Annotated in this window: 22 protein-coding genes; 10 read left to right on the forward strand and 12 right to left on the reverse strand. The window is 55.4% G+C overall.

The features are described 5' to 3' along the window. Positions 1–8: 8 nt before the first annotated feature. Positions 9–344 carry a hypothetical protein gene (locus tag BC777_RS16940; RefSeq protein WP_100369403.1) on the forward strand — a complete coding sequence of 112 codons (336 nt, stop codon included), beginning with the start codon at positions 9–11 and terminating at the stop codon, positions 342–344. A 22-nt stretch (positions 345–366) separates the two neighbouring features. On the opposite strand, the gene BC777_RS16945 is transcribed toward BC777_RS16940, so the two are convergent. From BC777_RS16945 to BC777_RS16970, 6 genes are all read right to left on the reverse strand, one after another. Further along, positions 367–1,023, reverse strand: coding sequence for a class II aldolase/adducin family protein (locus tag BC777_RS16945; RefSeq protein WP_100369404.1), 657 nt, complete (start codon positions 1,021–1,023; stop codon positions 367–369). A gap of 4 nt (positions 1,024–1,027) precedes the next feature. Further along, positions 1,028–2,152 (reverse strand): Tm-1-like ATP-binding domain-containing protein, encoded by a 1,125-nt coding sequence (locus tag BC777_RS16950; protein ID WP_100369405.1) that lies wholly within the window; start codon positions 2,150–2,152, stop codon positions 1,028–1,030. Then, positions 2,152–3,024: a carbohydrate ABC transporter permease gene (locus BC777_RS16955; RefSeq protein ID WP_100369406.1), complete on the reverse strand. Its 873-nt coding sequence runs from the start codon at positions 3,022–3,024 to the stop codon at positions 2,152–2,154. Before BC777_RS16955 ends, BC777_RS16950 begins: the two co-directional genes overlap by 1 nt. Then, positions 3,021–3,935, reverse strand: a complete 915-nt coding sequence (locus BC777_RS16960) for a carbohydrate ABC transporter permease (protein ID WP_100369407.1) — start codon at positions 3,933–3,935, stop codon at positions 3,021–3,023. Before BC777_RS16960 ends, BC777_RS16955 begins: the two co-directional genes overlap by 4 nt. Positions 3,936–4,016: 81 nt before the next feature. Then, positions 4,017–5,360, reverse strand: a complete 1,344-nt coding sequence (locus tag BC777_RS16965) for an extracellular solute-binding protein (RefSeq protein ID WP_100369408.1) — start codon at positions 5,358–5,360, stop codon at positions 4,017–4,019. 30 nt (positions 5,361–5,390) lie between these two features. Next, complete coding sequence (locus BC777_RS16970) at positions 5,391–6,464, reverse strand: ABC transporter ATP-binding protein (RefSeq protein ID WP_100369409.1); 1,074 nt, start codon at positions 6,462–6,464, stop codon at positions 5,391–5,393. Positions 6,465–6,612: 148 nt separating this feature from the next. Here BC777_RS16970 and BC777_RS16975 point away from each other — a divergent pair, with 148 nt between their 5' ends. The 8 genes from BC777_RS16975 (at position 6,613) to BC777_RS17005 (ending at position 12,265) form a co-directional block, all read left to right on the forward strand. Further along, positions 6,613–7,269, forward strand: coding sequence for a GntR family transcriptional regulator (locus tag BC777_RS16975; protein ID WP_100369410.1), 657 nt, complete (start codon positions 6,613–6,615; stop codon positions 7,267–7,269). 93 nt (positions 7,270–7,362) lie between these two features. Further along, positions 7,363–8,295, forward strand: a complete 933-nt coding sequence (locus tag BC777_RS16980; RefSeq protein ID WP_100369411.1) for an N-acyl homoserine lactonase family protein — start codon at positions 7,363–7,365, stop codon at positions 8,293–8,295. A gap of 3 nt (positions 8,296–8,298) precedes the next feature. Beyond that, complete coding sequence (locus tag BC777_RS16985; protein WP_100369412.1) at positions 8,299–9,108, forward strand: TIGR01459 family HAD-type hydrolase; 810 nt, start codon at positions 8,299–8,301, stop codon at positions 9,106–9,108. Between the two features lie 5 nt (positions 9,109–9,113). Then, positions 9,114–10,067 (forward strand): class II aldolase/adducin family protein, encoded by a 954-nt coding sequence (locus BC777_RS16990; RefSeq protein WP_100369413.1) that lies wholly within the window; start codon positions 9,114–9,116, stop codon positions 10,065–10,067. Further along, positions 10,064–11,341 carry an FGGY-family carbohydrate kinase gene (locus tag BC777_RS16995; RefSeq protein WP_100369414.1) on the forward strand — a complete coding sequence of 426 codons (1,278 nt, stop codon included), beginning with the start codon at positions 10,064–10,066 and terminating at the stop codon, positions 11,339–11,341. Before BC777_RS16990 ends, BC777_RS16995 begins: the two co-directional genes overlap by 4 nt. 113 nt (positions 11,342–11,454) lie before the next feature. After that, positions 11,455–11,622, forward strand: a complete 168-nt coding sequence (locus tag BC777_RS19475) for a hypothetical protein (protein ID WP_211095394.1) — start codon at positions 11,455–11,457, stop codon at positions 11,620–11,622. Beyond that, entirely contained in the window at positions 11,622–11,789 is a 168-nt protein-coding gene (hemP, locus tag BC777_RS17000; protein WP_100369415.1) for a hemin uptake protein HemP, read from the forward strand. The genes BC777_RS19475 and hemP overlap by 1 nt, the downstream gene beginning before the upstream one ends. After that, on the forward strand, positions 11,786–12,265 hold the full coding sequence (locus tag BC777_RS17005) for a hypothetical protein (RefSeq protein WP_100369416.1): 480 nt from the start codon (positions 11,786–11,788) through the stop codon (positions 12,263–12,265). Before hemP ends, BC777_RS17005 begins: the two co-directional genes overlap by 4 nt. A gap of 60 nt (positions 12,266–12,325) precedes the next feature. Here BC777_RS17005 and BC777_RS17010 read toward each other — a convergent pair whose 3' ends face one another. The 4 genes from BC777_RS17010 to BC777_RS17025 all read right to left on the reverse strand — a co-directional run bounded on the left by BC777_RS17010 (position 12,326) and on the right by BC777_RS17025 (position 14,329). Then, on the reverse strand, positions 12,326–12,796 hold the full coding sequence (locus BC777_RS17010) for a Dps family protein (RefSeq protein WP_100369417.1): 471 nt from the start codon (positions 12,794–12,796) through the stop codon (positions 12,326–12,328). Positions 12,797–12,904: 108 nt separating this feature from the next. Continuing rightward, complete coding sequence (locus BC777_RS17015; RefSeq protein WP_100369418.1) at positions 12,905–13,333, reverse strand: hypothetical protein; 429 nt, start codon at positions 13,331–13,333, stop codon at positions 12,905–12,907. A gap of 199 nt (positions 13,334–13,532) precedes the next feature. Beyond that, a complete protein-coding gene (locus BC777_RS17020; RefSeq protein ID WP_100369419.1) occupies positions 13,533–13,781 on the reverse strand; it encodes a hypothetical protein in 249 nt (82 codons plus the stop codon). Positions 13,782–13,819: 38 nt separating this feature from the next. Beyond that, positions 13,820–14,329, reverse strand: coding sequence for a cold-shock protein (locus BC777_RS17025; protein WP_100369420.1), 510 nt, complete (start codon positions 14,327–14,329; stop codon positions 13,820–13,822). A 345-nt stretch (positions 14,330–14,674) separates the two neighbouring features. Between BC777_RS17025 and BC777_RS17030 the strand changes: the two genes are divergently transcribed. After that, entirely contained in the window at positions 14,675–16,318 is a 1,644-nt protein-coding gene (locus tag BC777_RS17030) for a tetratricopeptide repeat protein (protein ID WP_100369421.1), read from the forward strand. Between the two features lie 12 nt (positions 16,319–16,330). Here BC777_RS17030 and BC777_RS17035 read toward each other — a convergent pair whose 3' ends face one another. Both BC777_RS17035 and BC777_RS17040 read right to left on the reverse strand, forming a co-directional pair. After that, a complete protein-coding gene (locus BC777_RS17035; protein WP_100369422.1) occupies positions 16,331–17,287 on the reverse strand; it encodes a YHYH protein in 957 nt (318 codons plus the stop codon). A 14-nt stretch (positions 17,288–17,301) separates the two neighbouring features. Then, positions 17,302–17,943: a PEBP family protein gene (locus BC777_RS17040; RefSeq protein WP_100369423.1), complete on the reverse strand. Its 642-nt coding sequence runs from the start codon at positions 17,941–17,943 to the stop codon at positions 17,302–17,304. Positions 17,944–18,089 lie beyond the last annotated feature (146 nt).

The raw sequence follows: 18,089 nt of genomic DNA on the forward strand, positions 1-18,089 counted from the left end.
ATGCAAGAATGATAGATCGCGAAAATGAGATCAAACGGCTTGAGACGCTCTATGATGATGGGAAAATCACCTATGCGGAGTTCGAGAAGCAAACGCGAGATTTGATCCTTACTCCGAACCAAGAGATTGCGCGCAGAGACAAGTTGCGCTGGCAACAGGGCGGTGGAATTATCGGCTATATACGCAGGATGACCCTCCGTCTCTTTATCTGGCTTGCCTTCGGCGCTGTGGCCGCCGGAGGCGCATACCTGTTCCTTGGAAAAGACTTTTGGGCTTATCTGGTCGCGCTCGCGCTTGCCCCAATGATCATTGCACTTCTTATCAGCTTGAAAGATGGGTTTTAAGGATTTTCTGTAGCCGCAACGACTACTCCCCCCGCGCCTCTTTCGCTGTCCCGTAAACCGGCAGATCAGCCGCCGTTTTTCCGTGCGCCGCCATCAGCGTATCGCGCACGAATGCGATGTGCGCGGTTTCCTCTATGATCTCAGCCAGATACTGTGCCGCCGTCAGCGTTTTCCCCACACCGATGGTGCCGTGATTGGCGAGTACCGCGGCCCGCACGGAGGTATCTTCAAACACCGGGCTGATTTCCACTTCTGTCTGTGGTCCGCCGTTGTCGGACAGGGGGATCAGTGGCATCCGCCCGATCTTTTCGATGGTCTGCACGGTCAGGCAAGGGATCTCGATCCCTGCGCTGGCAAAACCAGTTGCCCACGGGCTGTGGCAATGCACGATGGCGTTGATGTCGGACCTGATCCGATACAGATCAAGGTGGAAATCCATATCCTTGGATGGCTTAAACGCCGACGGTTCAATCGTACCATCCAGATGCACGACTTGTAGATTGTCGCGGCTGCATTCGGCAAAACCGATGCCCGATGGCTTGATCACAATCCCCGGCCCAGACGACAGCCGCACCGACAGATTGCCGCCCGCGTTTGTCTGTAGCCCCAGATCAAAGCACCGCTTTGCGGACCAGATCAGGGCGTCTTTCTTGGCTTCGATATCGGAGGGGTCGAACATGGGATTAGTCCTTTGTGATGGCGCGTAGGGCGTCAACGGTGGCCATCGCAGTGGCCGTGTCATTGATGTGCCCGTCTAGGCAAATAGCGTCGATGTATTGCGTAATGGTGTCGCGAAAGGCCTCGCGCAGGGCAGGGCTTTCGATGGCGCCATGAGGTTTGTCTTCCGAAGAAAAACCGCCCATGGGGATTAGCACGCGGACGGGGGCGGTGGCCTGTGATATCGCCTCGCCCAGGATATTGGCGCATTTTACGATCTCTTCCGTTGTGCATTGCACATGGGTGAACAGCGGTGAATGGCTGTAGTGAGGCCGCGTGCGATAGACCTCTGGCATCAGATCCGCCTGGCCCATGCCGATAAAGTTGACCCCACCGGGCAGGATCACGCGGGGTATGTTGCCCATAGCGGTAAAGCGTCCCGGCATATCGGCATTGACCCCGGCGATGTAACAGCGCGTCAGCTCATGCGGGGTGTAGTCGACAACCGATTTGAACGCGCCGTTTTGCGCCCAGCGGGTAAAGGCGGCACCGCCAAAGCCATTGGCGTGGAAAACGGTAACCTCATCCCCATCCGCGCGCAGGCGATCGCACAGCGCATCTGTGCCGGGGCCGGTCACCCCCAATGACGTCACGCCGACAGAGGGCGTCAGTGATGCAGGGCCCGTGGGCAAAGTCGCATGATAGAGACCACCGGTGATTGCCGCAGCCCGGTCCAATGCTGCACGCGTGGTGGCATTCAATCCACAAAGGTCTGCAATCGTGGGCACCAGCACGATGGAACTGTCAGCGATGACATAGCGCGGATCGAAGGGAAGCGTTGTGACCAGCACCTTGGGCATCGCAAGCGGCAATGAGCGCAGCACATTCACCGCAATCTGCCCGCCCGTGCCGCCTCCTATTGCGACGACCATGCGCCGCCCGGATTGCGGGGCGCTGTTGATTTCGGCAATCGCGCGTTCAGTTGCGGCTTTCATGCCCGCGACTTTTGCCGCGGGCGACCAGTGTTCGCCCCCTGCCTTGAGCGAGATATCGCATTGTTCCACCGGAACACCCTGCGCCTTTAGCCCAAGGATCAGATAGTCTGCTTCCTCCTGCTTGGTGTCATAGGTCGCAAGAAGAAGGACTGACATTACCCTTTTACTGCCCCCGCAGTCATACCAGTGATAATCTGACGGCTGGCCATAAAGGTGAAGATGATCGGTGGCACAGCCAGCAACATCCCCGTCGCCATGATGACACCCCAGTCGATATCAAATTCGGTCAGGCTGTTCACGATTGTGACGGGCACTGTGCGGCTGTTGCGATCTGCCAGCGCGTTGGCGAGCAGGAACTCGTTCCAAGCGACCCGGAAGGTAAAGATCGACGCGGCTGCAATACCCGGTTTGATCAGGGGCAAGACGACAAGAAAGAAAACCTGGAAGGGACCGGCGCCATCCATGCGCGCGGCCTCTTCCAGCTGGATTGGCACTTGTACGATAAAACTCTGCAAAATCCAGATTACGAAGGGCAGGTTCAGGGCTACATAAACCAGAATGATGCCGCCCCGCGTGCCATCAATCCCGAACTGGAAGGTCCAGATGCCAAAGACCGGCACCAGCAAAACCGCAGGTGGGACCATACGCATCATCAGCGTCCAGATCGACACCACATCGCGGCCCATAAAGCGGAAACGCACCAGCGCGTAGGCGGCCATCGTGCCGATGACCAGCGTGATCGCCGTGGACACCAGACCGATGATCAGTGAGTTCGTGAGCGCCCGCCCAAAGGTGGGATCACAGCGGCGTAGGTGCTCTGGTTCATACCACAGGAAATCGCACAATGCGGTTTCATAATTGCGCAGCGTGGGCATGAAAATCAGGCTGGAGGTGTCGGACATGATATCGACATTCAGCTTCAGCGACGTGACAAGCATCAGGTAGATCGGGCCGATTGCCATGATCACCAGCATGACGATCAGCACGTAGAAGGCCGGGTTCTGGCGGTCGTAAGTCTTCTGGCTCATGCCTCTTCCTCCACCGCGCGCATGCGCTGGGCGCGCACTTCCTGCGCTTTGTTATAAATGAACATCGCAAAGGTCAGGATCAGCAGAATGATCAGCAACAGGTTCGACATGGCCGCCGCCTCGCCCAGTTCGCGGAACTCGGATGCAGTACGGTTGATGCGGATCGATAGGATTTCGGTCGACAGACCGGGCCCACCGTTGGTCATTACGAGGATGACCTCAAGCACTTTGAAGCTGTCGATCAGGCGTAAAAGAAGCGTGACGATCAATACCGGCAACATCAGCGGTAGTTTGATATAGATGATCTGCTGCCATCCGCTTGCGCCGTCAATCTTGCTGGCTTCAATGGCAGAGGCAGGCAGGGATTGCAGCGCGGCAAGCGAGAGGATGAAAATAAACGGGGTCCATTGCCAGATGTCGGCAATCACGATGGATGCAAAGGCCCAATCCCCATCGGCCAACCATGGGATCGGTTCAAACCCCCAATCCGTCAGCGTGCGGTTAAAGATGCCGACGGTCGGGTGGTACATATAGCGCCACATCAGACCCACAACGATGGGCGCGATCATCATTGGTAGGATGAAAAGGGTACGCAGCACAGACATGCCGCGAATGTTGCGATCCAGCAAAAGGGCAAGGCCTACGCCTAGGATCATTTCGATGGTGACGACCACGGCAGAAAACTTGATCGTGACCCACATGCTTTCGCGGAAGGCGGCATCGCTGAACAGCTTGGTATAGTTGCGCAGACCTATGAAGTCAGCTTCGCCAATACGCTGGCTCGGGTTCCAGTCCAGAAAACTGGCATAAACCATATAGCAAATCGGGTAGAACAGCGCGACTGCCAGAACGATCCCGGCGGGGGCCAGAAACAGATATGGCGTCAGGCGATTGGCGCGTGCGGTGCTCATGTGCCGATTGCTTTCTTGTGGATAAAAAGGTGGGGGGTGTGGCAGGCCGATGCACAACGCACCGGCCCGCCACTTGGGAGGTTACTGCCAGGTGTAATAACCGGCTTCGTCCATCGTGGCGCGGGCGCGTTCGGCCACACCGTCAAGCGCCTCTTGCGGGTCCAGACCTTCGGTCAGAACCTGGCTCATGGTTGTGCCGATATCCGCGTTGATCGTACCCCAGGTTGGGATGATCGGGCGCCAGTCAGGGTCAGCGTATTGCAGCGCTTCACCGAATGTTGCCGAATAAGGGAATTTCTCATTCAGCTCGGCATTCTGGTAGGTCGAGAACCGGGATGGGTTACCGCCTGCCATAGCAATCGCAAGGTCCTGCTCTTTGCTGGTCAGCCACTGCATCAGCAAGAATGCAGCTTCCTTGTTTTGGGCGTTCGACGGGATGCCGATACCAAAACCACCGGTCTGCGAACCACGGCGCACACCTTCGGGGTGCATCGCATAGCCGACATTGCCAACAACGGTGGAACGGCTTGGGTCTTCAAACCCGGACGCAAAGGCAATCGAATCCATAAACATGGCCGCCTGACCTTGCTGGAACGCAGCCGCGGCTTCGGCTGGGCCGAACGTCGTGCCACCTTCAGGGCCACAATCAACGATGGTTTTCAGCGCATTCGCGGCGGCAACGCCTTCTGGGCTGTTGATGATCGGGTTCCATTCAGCGTCAAAGACACGACCGCCAAGGGGCGCGAGGTGCAACAGGAACGCGTGGCTGGCCTGATGGCCAGATGCAGCACGTGACGCCATGCCACCCATGCCCGGCTCAACCTCGGGGATCTGACAGGCCACTTCGAGAAGCTCATCATAGTTTGTCGGCACCTCGATACCGTGCTTTTCAAAGATATCCTTGCGGTAGGCGAGTACGGACGTCTCGGCCCCGAACGGAATACCAAAGAGCGAACCTGTCTGACCGGGCAGATAGCCCTTGTCGCCGCCCGCAACACCGATGTTGGCGACATAACCGTCGATCAGGTCAGCCGCATCATAGTTGGGATCAGCAAGACGCGGGTTCATGAAGTACTTGGCGAGGTTTTCCAACTGATCGGCATAAACATAGTCAGCCTTGGAAAACACAACATAAGCGATCAGGTCATAATCGCCTTCGTCCTTGGTTAGCTCAAGCGTCTGGCGCTCGCGCATCCGCAGGTACTGCAACTGGTCGACTTCAACTTCGATCCCGGTCTGCTCGGTAAACTCAGGCAGGACATCCAGCACAGCATTGTAGTGTGGGTGCGCGGGGAAGTTCACGACCAGCGTTGTGCCTTCATAAGGGGCGTAAACGTCAGCCGTATGGCCATCCGCATAAGCCGCCGTATACGTCAGGGACACGGCAATCGCCGCAGACCAGACATTCTTTTTCGTCACTTTCATATCATCCTCCCAGATGGTTTTTTGCGGCGCTTAAAGCGCCGCTTCGGTTTTGGGATCAAAGAGATGGACTTCATCCCCTTGCACCGTGAATTCACGTTCTTCGCCGGCCCGAATGGGGGCGACAGTATTGACTTCAATCGATACCCGCTGACCACCAAGCTCAGAGATCAGCACAGATTGCGCACCGATGTATTCCGAAAGGATCACCGGCATCTTCAGCCCACCGGGCCCTTCAGCAAAGCTGGATGGGCGGATGCCCAGATGGATGTTACGGTCGCGGTGAGCCTGCAAGGCACCCTTGCGCGCATCCGGCAGCGGAATGGAAAAACCATCGCCCTTGGCGCTTAGCGTCCCGGCCTCGTCCACCAATTCAGCATTCAGGAAATTCATCGTCGGCGATCCGATAAAGCCCGCGACAAACTTGTTCGCCGGGCTACGGTACAGCTCTTCTGGGGTCCCTGCCTGCATGATCTCGCCAAACTTCATCACCACGATTTTGTCGCCCAGCGTCATCGCTTCGACCTGATCATGGGTCACATAGATCATGTTCTTCTTGATCCGCTGGGACATCAGCGCCAATTCGGCACGCATCTGCCCGCGTAGCTTGGCGTCGAGGTTCGACAGTGGTTCATCAAACAGGAAAGTGCCCGCATCACGCACCAGCGCACGGCCCATCGCGACGCGCTGTCGCTGACCGCCGGACAATTCTGCCGGTTTGCGGTTCAGATACGCGGTCAGATCAAGGGTTTCGGCCACTTCTTTGACGCGCTTATCGATATCGGTCTTGTTCATGCGTGCCAGACGCAGGGCAAAGGACATGTTCTTGGCCACGTCCATATGCGGGTAAAGCGCGTAATCCTGAAACACCATCGCCAGATCGCGTTCCTTGGGTTCCAGTTGCGATACATCACGATCACCGATCATGATCTCGCCGCCGGTGACACTTTCCAATCCCGCGATCATGCGCAGGGTCGTGGACTTGCCACAGCCCGACGGGCCGACAAGCACGGTGAACTCCCCATCCGCCATCTCAAGGTTAAGGTCCTCAATCACCGTCAAAACGCCATAATCCTTGCGCAGATGTTGCAGTCTAATCTCTGGCATTGACGATCTTCTCCCCCTCGTTGTGCAAAGGGAAACATCAGTTTGTATACAAAAGCAACATAAAATATTCAAATATCCGGGTTTTAGTGGTTTTGCGCCAAAGAACATGCTAGAGCCAAGGGGGGCGTATGCGAATAGAGGGGCGATCATGGACAAGAACAGTACATCTTTGCGGGCGTCGACCGGCCAGCGCATTGAAAGCGCTTTGCTGGATGACATTGCCTCTGGCCAGTTGGCGCCGGGTGAACGTTTGGACGAAACAAAACTTGCCCACCGTTTCGATGTCTCGCGTACGCCTGTCCGTGAAGCACTCAGCCGTCTGACAGCGCAGGGCGTGCTGGTCAGTGGTGAAAAACGGGGTGTTCGCGTCGCCCAGTATTCGCGCGAAGAACTGGCGCAAATGTTTGAAGCGATGCAGGAAATAGAAAGCGTTTGCGCACGTTTAGCCAATCAACGCCTGACTTTGCTGGCGCGATCCGAGATTGAGGCGGCACAAGAGAATTGCAAAGCCGCAGCCGAAGCAAATGACCGTCTTGCCTATATCCGTGCGAATGAGGCGCTGCATCTTGCGATCTACCGTGCAACGGATAACCGTTATATCTGCGATCTGGCCTCTGACTTCCGGCGCAAGACCGGGCCGTTTCGTGCGAAAAAACTGGAAACGCAGGCGGATCTGATTGCATCGGTGCAGAACCATGAAGAATTGCTCGCCAAGATATTCTCAGATGATACGCAGGTTGCCGTTGACGGTATGCGTAAACACATGACTGAGAGTTTTATGCGTGTTTTGGCAGTGAATAACTAAGCTTAACTGCTGGGTTTTGAAAAATTCGTAGCTAACTGTAGACACTTTTATATTTTTGTATACAAAAGCAGGGACTCGACATTGGAGGACCTTATGGGCGTCGCAGAAACGAAGATTTATCCCATCAACACTGGCTGGCTCGAAGCTGACCTTGGCACGTATATTTTCTGGAAAGGTCCCGCAGGCAAAAAGATCTGGAACCCGGTCTATTGCCACTATGTTGATACCGGCACCCACAAGATCCTGATCGACACCGGGCTTTGCGACGAAGAACGCGCCACCAAATATCACCATAAATGCGACAAGCGCGGTTGCCTGCAAGTACACGAACACCTTGAACAAAAGCTGGGCGTGCACCCGGATGAGATTGACGCCATCGTCTTTACCCACCTGCACTGGGACCATGTGCAGAACATGAAACAGTTCAAAAACGCCCGCTACATCGCGCCCAAGGCCGAGATTGAAATGGCCTTCAACCCGCTGCCACTTTATTATCGCACCTACGAAAGCGGCTATCTGGGGATTGAGCCCGCATATGCAGGTTGCGTATTCGAAGCGGTCGAAGACGAATGCGAGGTGCTGCCCGGTATCACCATGTTCCATACCCCCGGCCATTCGGTTGGGCATATGGCTGTGACTGTGGAAACCAGCATGGGCGATATTGTGGTTGCCGGTGATGCGATCTTTCAGGAACGCAACATGGAGCCTAACCCGGACGAAGGTTGGCGCTATTGGGTGCCTGCACGGTTTGTAAACTCTTACGAGGGTTGGAAATCTGTCGAAGAACTCGACAAGCGGGCTGATTACATTCTGGCCTGTCACGACAAGGTTGCGAACGCGCGGTCCGACGTGTTCCCTTACGAAGGCATGCCACTGCGCAAACGTCGCCAAGTGATACCCGGTTATCAGTTTTATTTCGGTGACATGGCAGCGGGTATGGCGAACAAAGCGGCCGCCGCCCTGACCAAGGATGAGGCCGCGGCCTATATCGCAAACCTTGTCCCACCAACGCCGGACCCAAAATAGGCGATGCAACAGATCGACAGCATACTGGCCATCGCAGATCAGTATGACGCTATTGTCTTTGATCAATGGGGGGTGCTGCACAACGGCACTTCCCCTTATCCCGATGCAGTGGTCACGATTGATGCGCTGAAAGGCAAGGCGCTGGCGGTGCTGTCGAACTCTGGCAAGCGTGCGGACGTGAATGCAGACAGGATAACGGGCATGGGGTTTGCACCTGATGCCTTTGGCATTGTGATGACATCAGGTGAGGCGCTTCATCTTGAGTTTGGGAGTGGTCGCTTGCGCGACATCAAAACATTGTTGCCAATGACTGCCGCTGCAGGGGATGCCGCCAAATGGGCCGGTGCATTACCGGTGGTCTTTACAGACACTATTGATCAAGCCGACGCGGTTTTGCTGATGGGCCTGCCAGATGCGACCGAACACCCAAAACAGCAAGCTATCCTTGACCGCGCACGCGCCTTGAAGCTGCCGCTCATCTGCTCCAACCCCGACCATGCTTCGCCACGTGCAAACGGCAAAACAGTCCAATCTCCCGGTGCGCTGGCCCACGCTTATGCTGATGCCGGTGGGCGGGTCATGTTCTATGGCAAACCACATAAGGCAATCTTTGATGTGTTGTCTGATGCGTTAGGCAGACCAGACCCCAAACGCGTTCTGATGGTAGGCGACAGCCCGGAACATGACATCGCGGGCGCGCAGACGGTGGGCTGGGACAGCCTGTTCATCGCAGGTGGGCTTCATGCTGATGCAACGACCAATCTTTTCGCAGGCCACCCGCCTGCGACTTACATAATCCCAACGCTCAGGTGACGCTTATGACCGGACCCTCCCCAGATTTCTGCGCCTTTTCTGCCCGCTTGGGGCAAGACCCGCTGCGCGTCCAAGGCCCCGGCGGGAATACGTCGATCAAGATGGGTGCGGTCATGTGGATCAAAGCCTCTGGTACTGAATTAGCAGATGCTGAACGTGCCTCGATCTTTGTGGCTGTCAATCGCGATGCCGCCAAGGCAGAGGCCGCAGGCGATGGTGACGGCAGTTGCAAGGACACAGTGATTGATCCCGCCAACACCCTCCGCCCATCGATTGAAACGACATTTCACGCAGCTCTCAATTGGCCAGTCGTCGCGCATACGCATTCCATCGCCACACTGGTTCATGCGATCAGCCCCGAAGGACGCGAGGTCGCCGCAGAAAAACTGGCCGACCTGCATGCGGTTTTTGTGCCTTATGCCAAACCCGGTCTGCCGCTGACACGCGAAATTCTTGCGCGGGTCACGCCAGACACACAGGTCGTGATCTTGCAAAACCACGGGTTGATTTGCTGCGGGAAAAAAGTGGCCGAGGCTGACGCGATCATGCAAACGGTCGAAGACCGGCTGGCGATGCCTGTGATTTCCAACACGTCTGCGGATGGGACGACATCAATGGAAGGGTTCGAAACTGTCCACGAAAGCTGGATGGCACATGATCCCCGGGTCTGCGATCTGGCGCTTGGCGGATCCTACTACCCCGATCACGTCGTCTTCCTTGGCCGGGCCTTGCCTACCGCAGACCACGATGAAAAACCGCCAGTTGTGCTCAAACCCGGTGAGGGTGTGTACTTGCGGAGCGGCGCTACATCATCGCAACGCGCGATGATCAAATGCCTGTCCGATTGCCTGTCGCGCCTGCCCGCAGAGTGGACAGCTGAACCCATTGGGACCGAGGCCGAAGCGGCCCTTCTAAACTGGGATGCTGAGAAGTACCGCCAAGCCTTGGCCGCAAGATGACAGGCCGCCTGTCACTGGGCATTGATCTGGGTACATCCGGTGTGCGCACCGCGGTGATTGATGCGGCGGGTCATGTGTTGAGTACCGTCAAAACCACGCATCTGCCGCAGCAGCCCGACGCAATTGACGCCAGTAAATGGTGGCAGACCGTTCAGGATTGCATCAAGGCGCAGGCCAATGCGCTCAAGGATGTTGGTCACAACATTGCCGATGTGCGCCATATCGGCGTTGACGGCACATCTGGCACGATGGTGTTGACGGATGCGACCCTACGACCCGTCACTCCGGCACTGATGTATAACTCTTCTGGTTTCACCGATGAGGCGGCTGAGATCGCAAAATATGCCCCGGACATCCATATCACCAAAGGCAGCAATTCTGCCCTTGCGCGGGCGCTGCGCTTGCAAGCGCATGATGCGGAAAGCCGCGCAACCTATCTGTTGCATCAGGCCGATTTTATCGTCGCCCATTTGCGGGGCGAAGGCGGCGTAAGCGACGAAAACAATACATTGAAACTGGGCTATGATCCTGAGACAGGAACGTGGCCTGACTGGTTTACTCAGTTGGGGTTGCGCACCGAACTGCTGCCATCGGTCGTGCCTGCCGGCACGGCGCTTGGGGTCATCTCCCCCGATATCGCGGCCACGCTTGGGCTGAATTCTGACACCATCATCCACGCAGGCACCACCGATAGCATCGCAGCATTCCTTGCCACTGCCCCGCTGGAGACAGGTAGCGCTGTCACGTCGCTTGGGACGACTTTGGCGATCAAGATCCTGTCGCCCGTGCGTATCGATGAACCCCAAATGGGGCTTTATGCGCACAAGCTGGGGGATGTCTGGCTTGTTGGCGGCGCATCCAACACCGGAGGCGGGGTGCTTATGGGACTCTTCGACACACAGACGCTGACAGAGCTTTCACAACAAATCGACCCCAGTGTTGCCAGTCCGCTTGATTACTACCCGCTACTTCAAAAAGGCGAACGGTTCCCGATCAATGATCCCGATCTTGCGCCGCGTCTGACGCCGCGCCCGGACAATGATGTCGATTTCCTGCATGGCGTTCTGGAAAGTATCGCGCGTATTGAACGGCAAGCCTATGACGCGATCACCGCACGCGGCGGCCCCAAGCCGGCGCGGCTATATACTGCGGGTGGCGGGGTGCAGAATGCAGTTTGGACAGCAATCCGGGCGCGGGTATTGGGAATCACACCGACAGAAACGGATCAAACCGAAGCCTGCGTTGGCATAGCAAAGCTTATTAATTCCGACTAAATTTGTCGGATTGACATATCTTATAAAATCGCTCAGGTTTGTTAAAAGCTCCAGCCACCCCTGTTCCTAACAAGGGAAGCCCGACATTTGCCTGATGAAAGGACTTCTCGCCCATGCAGCGACCCCAGGACGCAACGCCAATGCCACCGCGCGATTCTCACCTGAATGTTCCTTCCAAGGATGAAGTTCTGCGTGTCTTGCAACAAGATGACAGCAGCCGCGCCGGGCTCCAGCTTGAGTGGATGCTGGACCGTTGCAACATGCGTGAACGGGGGGTGTGATGGGATTGCAAAAGGCCCCCCCAGTCGCAGCCTCCGTGCTGCAAAATTTCCCCAGCTACGATGCGCGCGAGCTGATCAAGGACGGCGATCAGGCCCATATCATCTTAGATGATCAAGTCTATGTGCTGCGCATCACCCGCGCAGGAAAGTTGATTTTGACAAAATGAGCGATAGGACTGAACTGCCCGGTGGTGGCACTGTCGGACTGTTGGATGACTGTGATGCGATCAATGCGGCCTCCATTGTTTATTTGCGTATGTGGTGCAGCAGTCCTGACACCCAAGCCAGCATGCTTGCCGATCTGACCAACACGCTGGGTGCGGCGCGCGGTGATAAAGCCGTCGAGACGTTTGCCCAAATCTGCAGATTATGCACGCGTTATGGCAGGCGGCCACTGGCGCGCCATGGGTTAGGGTGCCGCTGCATTGGTGCAGATGAAGCCAGCTTTGCCCAGCTGATTGCGACAGCTACCGAAGGCGACCGCGACGATGCGATGTTGATCGCTATCCTTATGGTGCGGCCTGACATGGCGCCGATCCTGATCAGCCTTGCGACGACCTTTGGCCTTGCGCTGAAGCAAATGAACCTCGCCGCGCCCAAGACGGTGAAGCAGGCGGCAGCTTACCAACCGACATTACATTAGCGGCTGTGGACAAAAAAACGGGCCGCAAAGCAGCCCGTCTTTTCAGTCTTTTCGTAACACTTACGCCAGATGGGACCGTAAGAACCACGCGAATTTTTCGTGTGTCTGGCCCCGTGCGATGCACAGGTCCTCTGTCAGCGTGTCGCCATGTTTGGCCGCCAGCTCACCACATCCGGCAACCGTTGCCGCAAGCGTTTCCTGTGCGTCCAACATGATCTTAATCATGTCCTTGTCGCTGGCGTGGCCATCGTGTTCTGCTACTTTTGAACGTTTCAGCATTCCTGCAAGCATTCCTTCGGCGTGAACGTCAATCGCACGAATGCGTTCAGCCAGATCATCCTGCGCGGTAAAGTGATCTTCGTAAATTTGCTGGAAAAGTTCATGAAGCGGGGCAAAAGCCATGCCTTTAACATTCCAGTGAAAGTTCTGCGCCAACATTGTCGTCACAGCGGTTTCCGCCACTGACTGGTTCAAGGCTTCGGCGATTTGTGTTTTGGCGTCTGTGCTCAGCGCCATGGCTGTCTGTGTCATTGCCGGTCTCCGCATTTGAATAGATAGTGCTGGCTGGCATCAAGCTGGCTTGCTTGATTCCATACATAGACTAGGTTTTTTCACAGACAAGTACTTTTTAGAATAATTCTAATTCTTGCTGAATTCCGCAGCGATTCCGTTGATCAGGAAACTGATGTGCCGTTGGTGTATCTTGGCGACGCGCGATCGGATCAAAAATGTCAGGCTGTCCCCATCGTTTTGCGCAGCGGCCATCAGGGCACGGACCAGCCATGCCTCATCAAATGACAATTCAACGGTTCCCGGCTGAAAGAACACAGGTTTGGTTGTAATCGCCTCGCGCAGGCACTGAAACAAGGCTTGCGCATAAGCATCCTGTGCGGCGCCGGGTGTATTGGCGATCAGCGCACAGGCTTCAAACAAATCAGTGCGTGCGGCGACGCGACATCGCAATGCCACAACGCGCAGGGCATTCAACACACCGCGCCATTGGCCGGGCAAAAGTTGCGCCGGACGTGGGGCTGGCTGTGGTGCGTGAAGCGGAGCAACTGACAGCATGTCAAAAAACCTTCATAGCGCGGGTGAGACAATCATTATCACCATTTCCTGAGTATATCTATAAGGATTTAGGTGAAGGTAAAGGCCTGATCAAGCAAGCCGTGGCAGTATATCTTGTTTTTAAGAATTTTGTGGCCGCTAGTGTCGCAATCCTTCATGGCGATTTGGAACATCTGACCGAATCAACATCGTTTAGACCTCAGGCCTTCTGCTCTTCCGCGTTCCCATATTTTTCGTCAAAGAGCTTGAGCAGATAAAGCGTCTCGTTCCGGTCAAAACCGTACCACTGCGCCCGCAAGACAAGCATGAAATCGTCACGTTGCCGTTTGGTGAACAGGCGCTTTCTTTCAGGCGCCGTTTTTGCCTGTTGACGGTGATGGCGGACAAGCCAAAACATCAGATTTCCCGTGTCACTCAGGCGTTGGATCGTGGGATATAAATAGGTCATCTTTCATATGTCCTACAGATCAGGGTTATCTGAATGCTTTAGCACCAGTCATGGACGGAAAAGACACTCTTGCGCCCGTCTGTTTCGGCTATCTGAATGCAGAGCGCGTCGCCTGATTGTAGTTCACCCAGCATTGATTTTCGCAGGATGGCGATGCCAACAAAGATATCTTCCGCACTCCCGAACTGATTGACAAAACCATAGCCCTTGGCGGGATCAAACCACTTCACCCGCGCTGGAACGCGTTCTTCGAAAACGATGTCAGGCTCTACCTCAGGGGCGCGTGATACATCGATTTGGGGGGGCGTGATCGAAAAAAGTTCTGTTATCTTATAGCCGTTATCCGTGCTCTGATAGGCAAATTCCACGCCAGAGCCTTCGGCAATGCTTGTACGTCCAAAGCCATGCAGCACGTTTTGGTGCAATAGAAAGTCTGTCTCAACTCCGTCAATGACCACAAAGCCAAATCCACGGGTCGAGTCGAACCATTTCACCATCCCTTTTTGAGAAGTTGGCTGGGCGAGCGAAAGTGTTGCGAGCTTATTCATGTACCTATCTCCTAGTTAACTTGATGTCTGAAATCTTGTGGAGCGGATTCTGTCGCTGACCCAAGATCGTGGTTAATCACACCAGGAAGTTACACTTCACCCGTTGGTCGGTCACGTTACGGCGGGGTGAGTCACAGGTTACAAAGTCAGGTAATGATATGAATAATAACAAAAATAATAAGATCACCGATGTAACCCGTCAGGTGCCGACCTGCGGCAATCCAAAACATTGCTAAAGTGGTGTAACCGGATAAAGTTCGCGTTAACCTTGTTTAACGCTTGTTTACCGGTAGCCCTTTTTGAACGCCTCGCATGCTTTTTGATATTAGTTATGAATTTGAGTGAATGAGTTCAGATGCCCAAATAGAAGAATACCTCGCATGCGTGGCCGCATCCGAAGTGCTGGGCAAAAGCGAACGCCGGCTCAGCTTGTTGGAATACATCCTCCGACAGGAGCTGAGCGGACAGGGCGAACACCTTAAGGCGTATTCCATCGGCATTGATGTGTTGAATAAGCCCGAGGACTTTGATCCATCCATTGACAGTGGCGTCCGGGTCGAAATGGGGCGGTTGCGCACAGCACTTGCCAGCTTTGAAGGCAGCGATGCAGCGCAGTGCGATCTTTGTGTCGAAATTCCAACCGGCAGTTACCGTCCGATCATCACCACAAGGAAGAGCCCCGCCACTGACAGTCCTGCGGATAAACCACGCCCAAACAAAAAGATATTGCTGATGGTTGCTGCGGCCTCTGCCTTGGTCACGGTTGGGGTAGTGGCAGCTGTGTTCTTTTTGGTCCCGCTTTTCGGCGATAGGCCAGGTTCACCTGCCACCGGCGTCCGGCTGGCCATGACCAGTTTTGTGGGCGAACCGACCGCCACAGCGCAGGTTGAAGCGGCGCTGAGCGCAAGCCTTATCCGTAACCCATCCATCGCTGTGGTGTCGCAAGGCGGGGATGCCCCACGATATGCTGAATTTGCGTTGCGCGGTTTGGTCAGCAATCTGAACCGTACCAATAAACGCATTCATATCGAATTGCTGGACCTGCAACATCACCGCCTGATCTGGAGCAAATCACTAAGGGTCACGAATGAAGAAGACCTCGCCCAAATAGTTTCAGATGAACTGGGGAATGAATTGAACCTCAGGCTTTTGGGTGCCGCAAAAGATTTTCTGGAAGATCGTGATCCCGAAAGCCTGTCGGCAGAACAGTTGTTCGTGATGGCCACATGGGTGCCTAGCCCGACGGCTGCGAATTCGCTGGTCTGGGAAGAACAAAAGATTGCGTTGATGCAACTTGCGCTTGACCGCGACCAAGATCTTGGCACCGCACATTCTGTGATGGCCGACAAACTGGCGCAGCTGGCCAACTTCTACCCGCGATATAATACGCCAGAAGTGCAGGATGTGGTGCTGGAACACATCAGGCGGGCGACAGAGCTGCAACCGTTTCATCCCGATGTCATGTTCAACATCGCGCAAGCCCACTGGCATGCCGGACGTGTAGATGACAGCACTGCAGCGATGCTGCGTGTTCTCGATCTTGATCCGGGTCATGATCTGGCACGGTTTCTATCTATTGTGATCCCATATACCTGCAGCGTGCCGCCGGATGCCGTCGTTGAACAGGCTGTTGCCTTTGACAGCGCCCTATCGCCGGATAATCCCGCCCGCTGGATCACGTTGAATTGGATTGCCTGGCTGAAGCTGAATACCGGTGATGGCGCAGGATCTTTGGAGGCCAAACAGCTCGCCTCATTTATTTTCGAGACACCTTATACATTTGTTGGCCATGCGATGATCTTGAACACACTCGGGCGTACAGAGGAAGCTGCAGCAGTTTTGGAACGGCAGCAATCCAGCTGGCCGGACATCACCGTTGCGCATTTCGCCACCGTAACAGTGCCACGGCTGTGCAAAGAAAGTGCGGACCCAGAGCCATTGATCAGCGAATATGAAGCATTGGCGACGGCTATCGAAGCCTTACGGTAACCACATCATGGCCTAACGGCAACGTTCACCGCTGCTGACCTCGCCGCCGTTTGTCACCGTGCGCGTTTCAAATTGATAACAGCCAGACGTGCCGGATGGCGCGTAGCGGATATAATAGCTTTCGCCTTCATAGGTGTAATCCATGCTCCTGCTTCCTTCTTCGTTTTCGGTGAATACCAAATCCTCCACACCGCCGCGCGGTGGGATACCGGGTTCCGCGCCACCACCGCCAGCAACGGAAAGGGGGCGCACGCGCGGCAATGCGTCAAAGTCGGGTACCTCACCCATCAGGCACTGCACGATATAGGGTGCGTCTTCGGAGGTGTGATAACGATAGCCAAAGAGATCATCGATCTGCCCATTACAAACACCCAGATCACCTTCGGCAATGGTTGTTCCATCAGGGTTATTGTCGCCATAAATCGGGAACCCGTCGAAAGCCCAACCAATAATCGCGTCATCTCCTACATTTGCCATCTCTTGGATCATACAGGTGGGTTCGGCATGATAGTGATAGTCGTCCCCACGCCCGGCATGCCCGCCACAGGCATCAAGCTGCTCGGTTTGAACCGTGTCATGCTCGGCCTGATGGTGGGCCAGGTCAGCCTCGGTCATTTCGCCGCCAGCCGTGTAGTCATAAATCGGCACGCCGTTCACCGCGACACCCAATGCCGCATCACGGGTCAAAGGTGTGTTACCCAGCGTTGGCTCAAGAATAATCGGCGCAGCGTATTCGCCGGGCACCGGCACTTGCTCGTTTGTGCCGACAATGCCGGTCATTTTTTCATGGTCGGGATACGTGTCCGAGGTGATGAACGCATGGCTATCGTCGCAGGTGACAGTGACCTGATCGGCAAAGCCTGCGTCATCAACAGAGGCCGCAACGGCGGCGCAGTGATCATCATGTGCTTGTGCTGTGCCTGCGACAAAAGAAAGCGATACACCTGCGATTAGTGTGAGGAATTTCATGTGCTTTGCTCCTTTTACTCGACGGTCAGGCGACACAGCACCGTGTTACTTTGCTCAAGGTCGGGGCCCCAGATCAACTGCGCGGCGCTGTCCCAACTAATTTGATCATACCCATCTTTGGGGTCGACCTGCGCTTCGGAATAAACACTGGCCACCGGCCAATCTGCCGCATCAAAGTCAGCGGTATCCCAGCCTTCGGGCTCTTCACTGGCCTCAAACCCGCAAGCGCCTTCGCCCGCGACAGGATTGCTCTCGTTTTCGCAGGATTTATCAAGAGGTGCTGTGTGTATGACCAGACATTGCCACCCATCATCACTGATAGCCACCGTGTCCCCGGCGGCATCTTTGATCTGCAGGATAACACCCCCATCACCCATTTGCTGTCGGCCCGTTCCGATGTATTCCAGCCCGGTGTCGTTTTCCTTGAAGTCTTTGGCCACAAGGCCGATCACAAACGGTGGTTCAGCATCAAAGGCAAAGCTTTCGGCGTTGAATGATCGTTCAGTGGTGATCGAAACGCTGTCTTCGGCAACTTGTTGGCCATCGACGCGCATTTCAAACCAGTTATCGGCCCAGACATCGGCTGTGTAGCTTTCGGCGTGAAGGGAACCTGTAGACAGCGTCAATGCGGTGAGGGCGAGGGTGAGGGTTCGCATAGCGGTATCCTTGTGCTGCTTCTTGTTGTTCAACGTATCAGTGTTCACTTTCTGTCACAAAAAGAGAAAGTTTTCAGAATTCAGAGGACGGGCGGCGACAACCACGGGGCCGGACGATGTCGCTGCGTCACAATTCTCTGCGGGTT

It is taken from the genome of Yoonia maricola, from assembly GCF_002797915.1.
GTDB classification, from domain to species: Bacteria; Pseudomonadota; Alphaproteobacteria; order Rhodobacterales; family Rhodobacteraceae; genus Yoonia; species Yoonia maricola.

Excerpts from the sequence above, each read along its gene's own strand:
- BC777_RS16940 (WP_100369403.1), top strand. The coding sequence starts at position 9 with ATGATAGATCGCGAAAATGAGATCAAACGGCTTGAGACGCTCTATGAT.
- BC777_RS16945 (WP_100369404.1), bottom strand. The coding sequence starts at position 1,023 with ATGTTCGACCCCTCCGATATCGAAGCCAAGAAAGACGCCCTGATCTGG.
- BC777_RS16950 (WP_100369405.1), bottom strand. The coding sequence starts at position 2,152 with ATGTCAGTCCTTCTTCTTGCGACCTATGACACCAAGCAGGAGGAAGCA.
- BC777_RS16955 (WP_100369406.1), bottom strand. The coding sequence starts at position 3,024 with ATGAGCCAGAAGACTTACGACCGCCAGAACCCGGCCTTCTACGTGCTG.
- BC777_RS16960 (WP_100369407.1), bottom strand. The coding sequence starts at position 3,935 with ATGAGCACCGCACGCGCCAATCGCCTGACGCCATATCTGTTTCTGGCC.
- BC777_RS16965 (WP_100369408.1), bottom strand. The coding sequence starts at position 5,360 with ATGAAAGTGACGAAAAAGAATGTCTGGTCTGCGGCGATTGCCGTGTCC.
- BC777_RS16970 (WP_100369409.1), bottom strand. The coding sequence starts at position 6,464 with ATGCCAGAGATTAGACTGCAACATCTGCGCAAGGATTATGGCGTTTTG.
- BC777_RS16975 (WP_100369410.1), top strand. The coding sequence starts at position 6,613 with ATGGACAAGAACAGTACATCTTTGCGGGCGTCGACCGGCCAGCGCATT.
- BC777_RS16980 (WP_100369411.1), top strand. The coding sequence starts at position 7,363 with ATGGGCGTCGCAGAAACGAAGATTTATCCCATCAACACTGGCTGGCTC.
- BC777_RS16985 (WP_100369412.1), top strand. The coding sequence starts at position 8,299 with ATGCAACAGATCGACAGCATACTGGCCATCGCAGATCAGTATGACGCT.
- BC777_RS16990 (WP_100369413.1), top strand. The coding sequence starts at position 9,114 with ATGACCGGACCCTCCCCAGATTTCTGCGCCTTTTCTGCCCGCTTGGGG.
- BC777_RS16995 (WP_100369414.1), top strand. The coding sequence starts at position 10,064 with ATGACAGGCCGCCTGTCACTGGGCATTGATCTGGGTACATCCGGTGTG.
- BC777_RS19475 (WP_211095394.1), top strand. The coding sequence starts at position 11,455 with ATGCAGCGACCCCAGGACGCAACGCCAATGCCACCGCGCGATTCTCAC.
- hemP (WP_100369415.1), top strand. The coding sequence starts at position 11,622 with ATGGGATTGCAAAAGGCCCCCCCAGTCGCAGCCTCCGTGCTGCAAAAT.
- BC777_RS17005 (WP_100369416.1), top strand. The coding sequence starts at position 11,786 with ATGAGCGATAGGACTGAACTGCCCGGTGGTGGCACTGTCGGACTGTTG.
- BC777_RS17010 (WP_100369417.1), bottom strand. The coding sequence starts at position 12,796 with ATGACACAGACAGCCATGGCGCTGAGCACAGACGCCAAAACACAAATC.
- BC777_RS17015 (WP_100369418.1), bottom strand. The coding sequence starts at position 13,333 with ATGCTGTCAGTTGCTCCGCTTCACGCACCACAGCCAGCCCCACGTCCG.
- BC777_RS17020 (WP_100369419.1), bottom strand. The coding sequence starts at position 13,781 with ATGACCTATTTATATCCCACGATCCAACGCCTGAGTGACACGGGAAAT.
- BC777_RS17025 (WP_100369420.1), bottom strand. The coding sequence starts at position 14,329 with ATGAATAAGCTCGCAACACTTTCGCTCGCCCAGCCAACTTCTCAAAAA.
- BC777_RS17030 (WP_100369421.1), top strand. The coding sequence starts at position 14,675 with ATGAGTTCAGATGCCCAAATAGAAGAATACCTCGCATGCGTGGCCGCA.
- BC777_RS17035 (WP_100369422.1), bottom strand. The coding sequence starts at position 17,287 with ATGAAATTCCTCACACTAATCGCAGGTGTATCGCTTTCTTTTGTCGCA.
- BC777_RS17040 (WP_100369423.1), bottom strand. The coding sequence starts at position 17,943 with ATGCGAACCCTCACCCTCGCCCTCACCGCATTGACGCTGTCTACAGGT.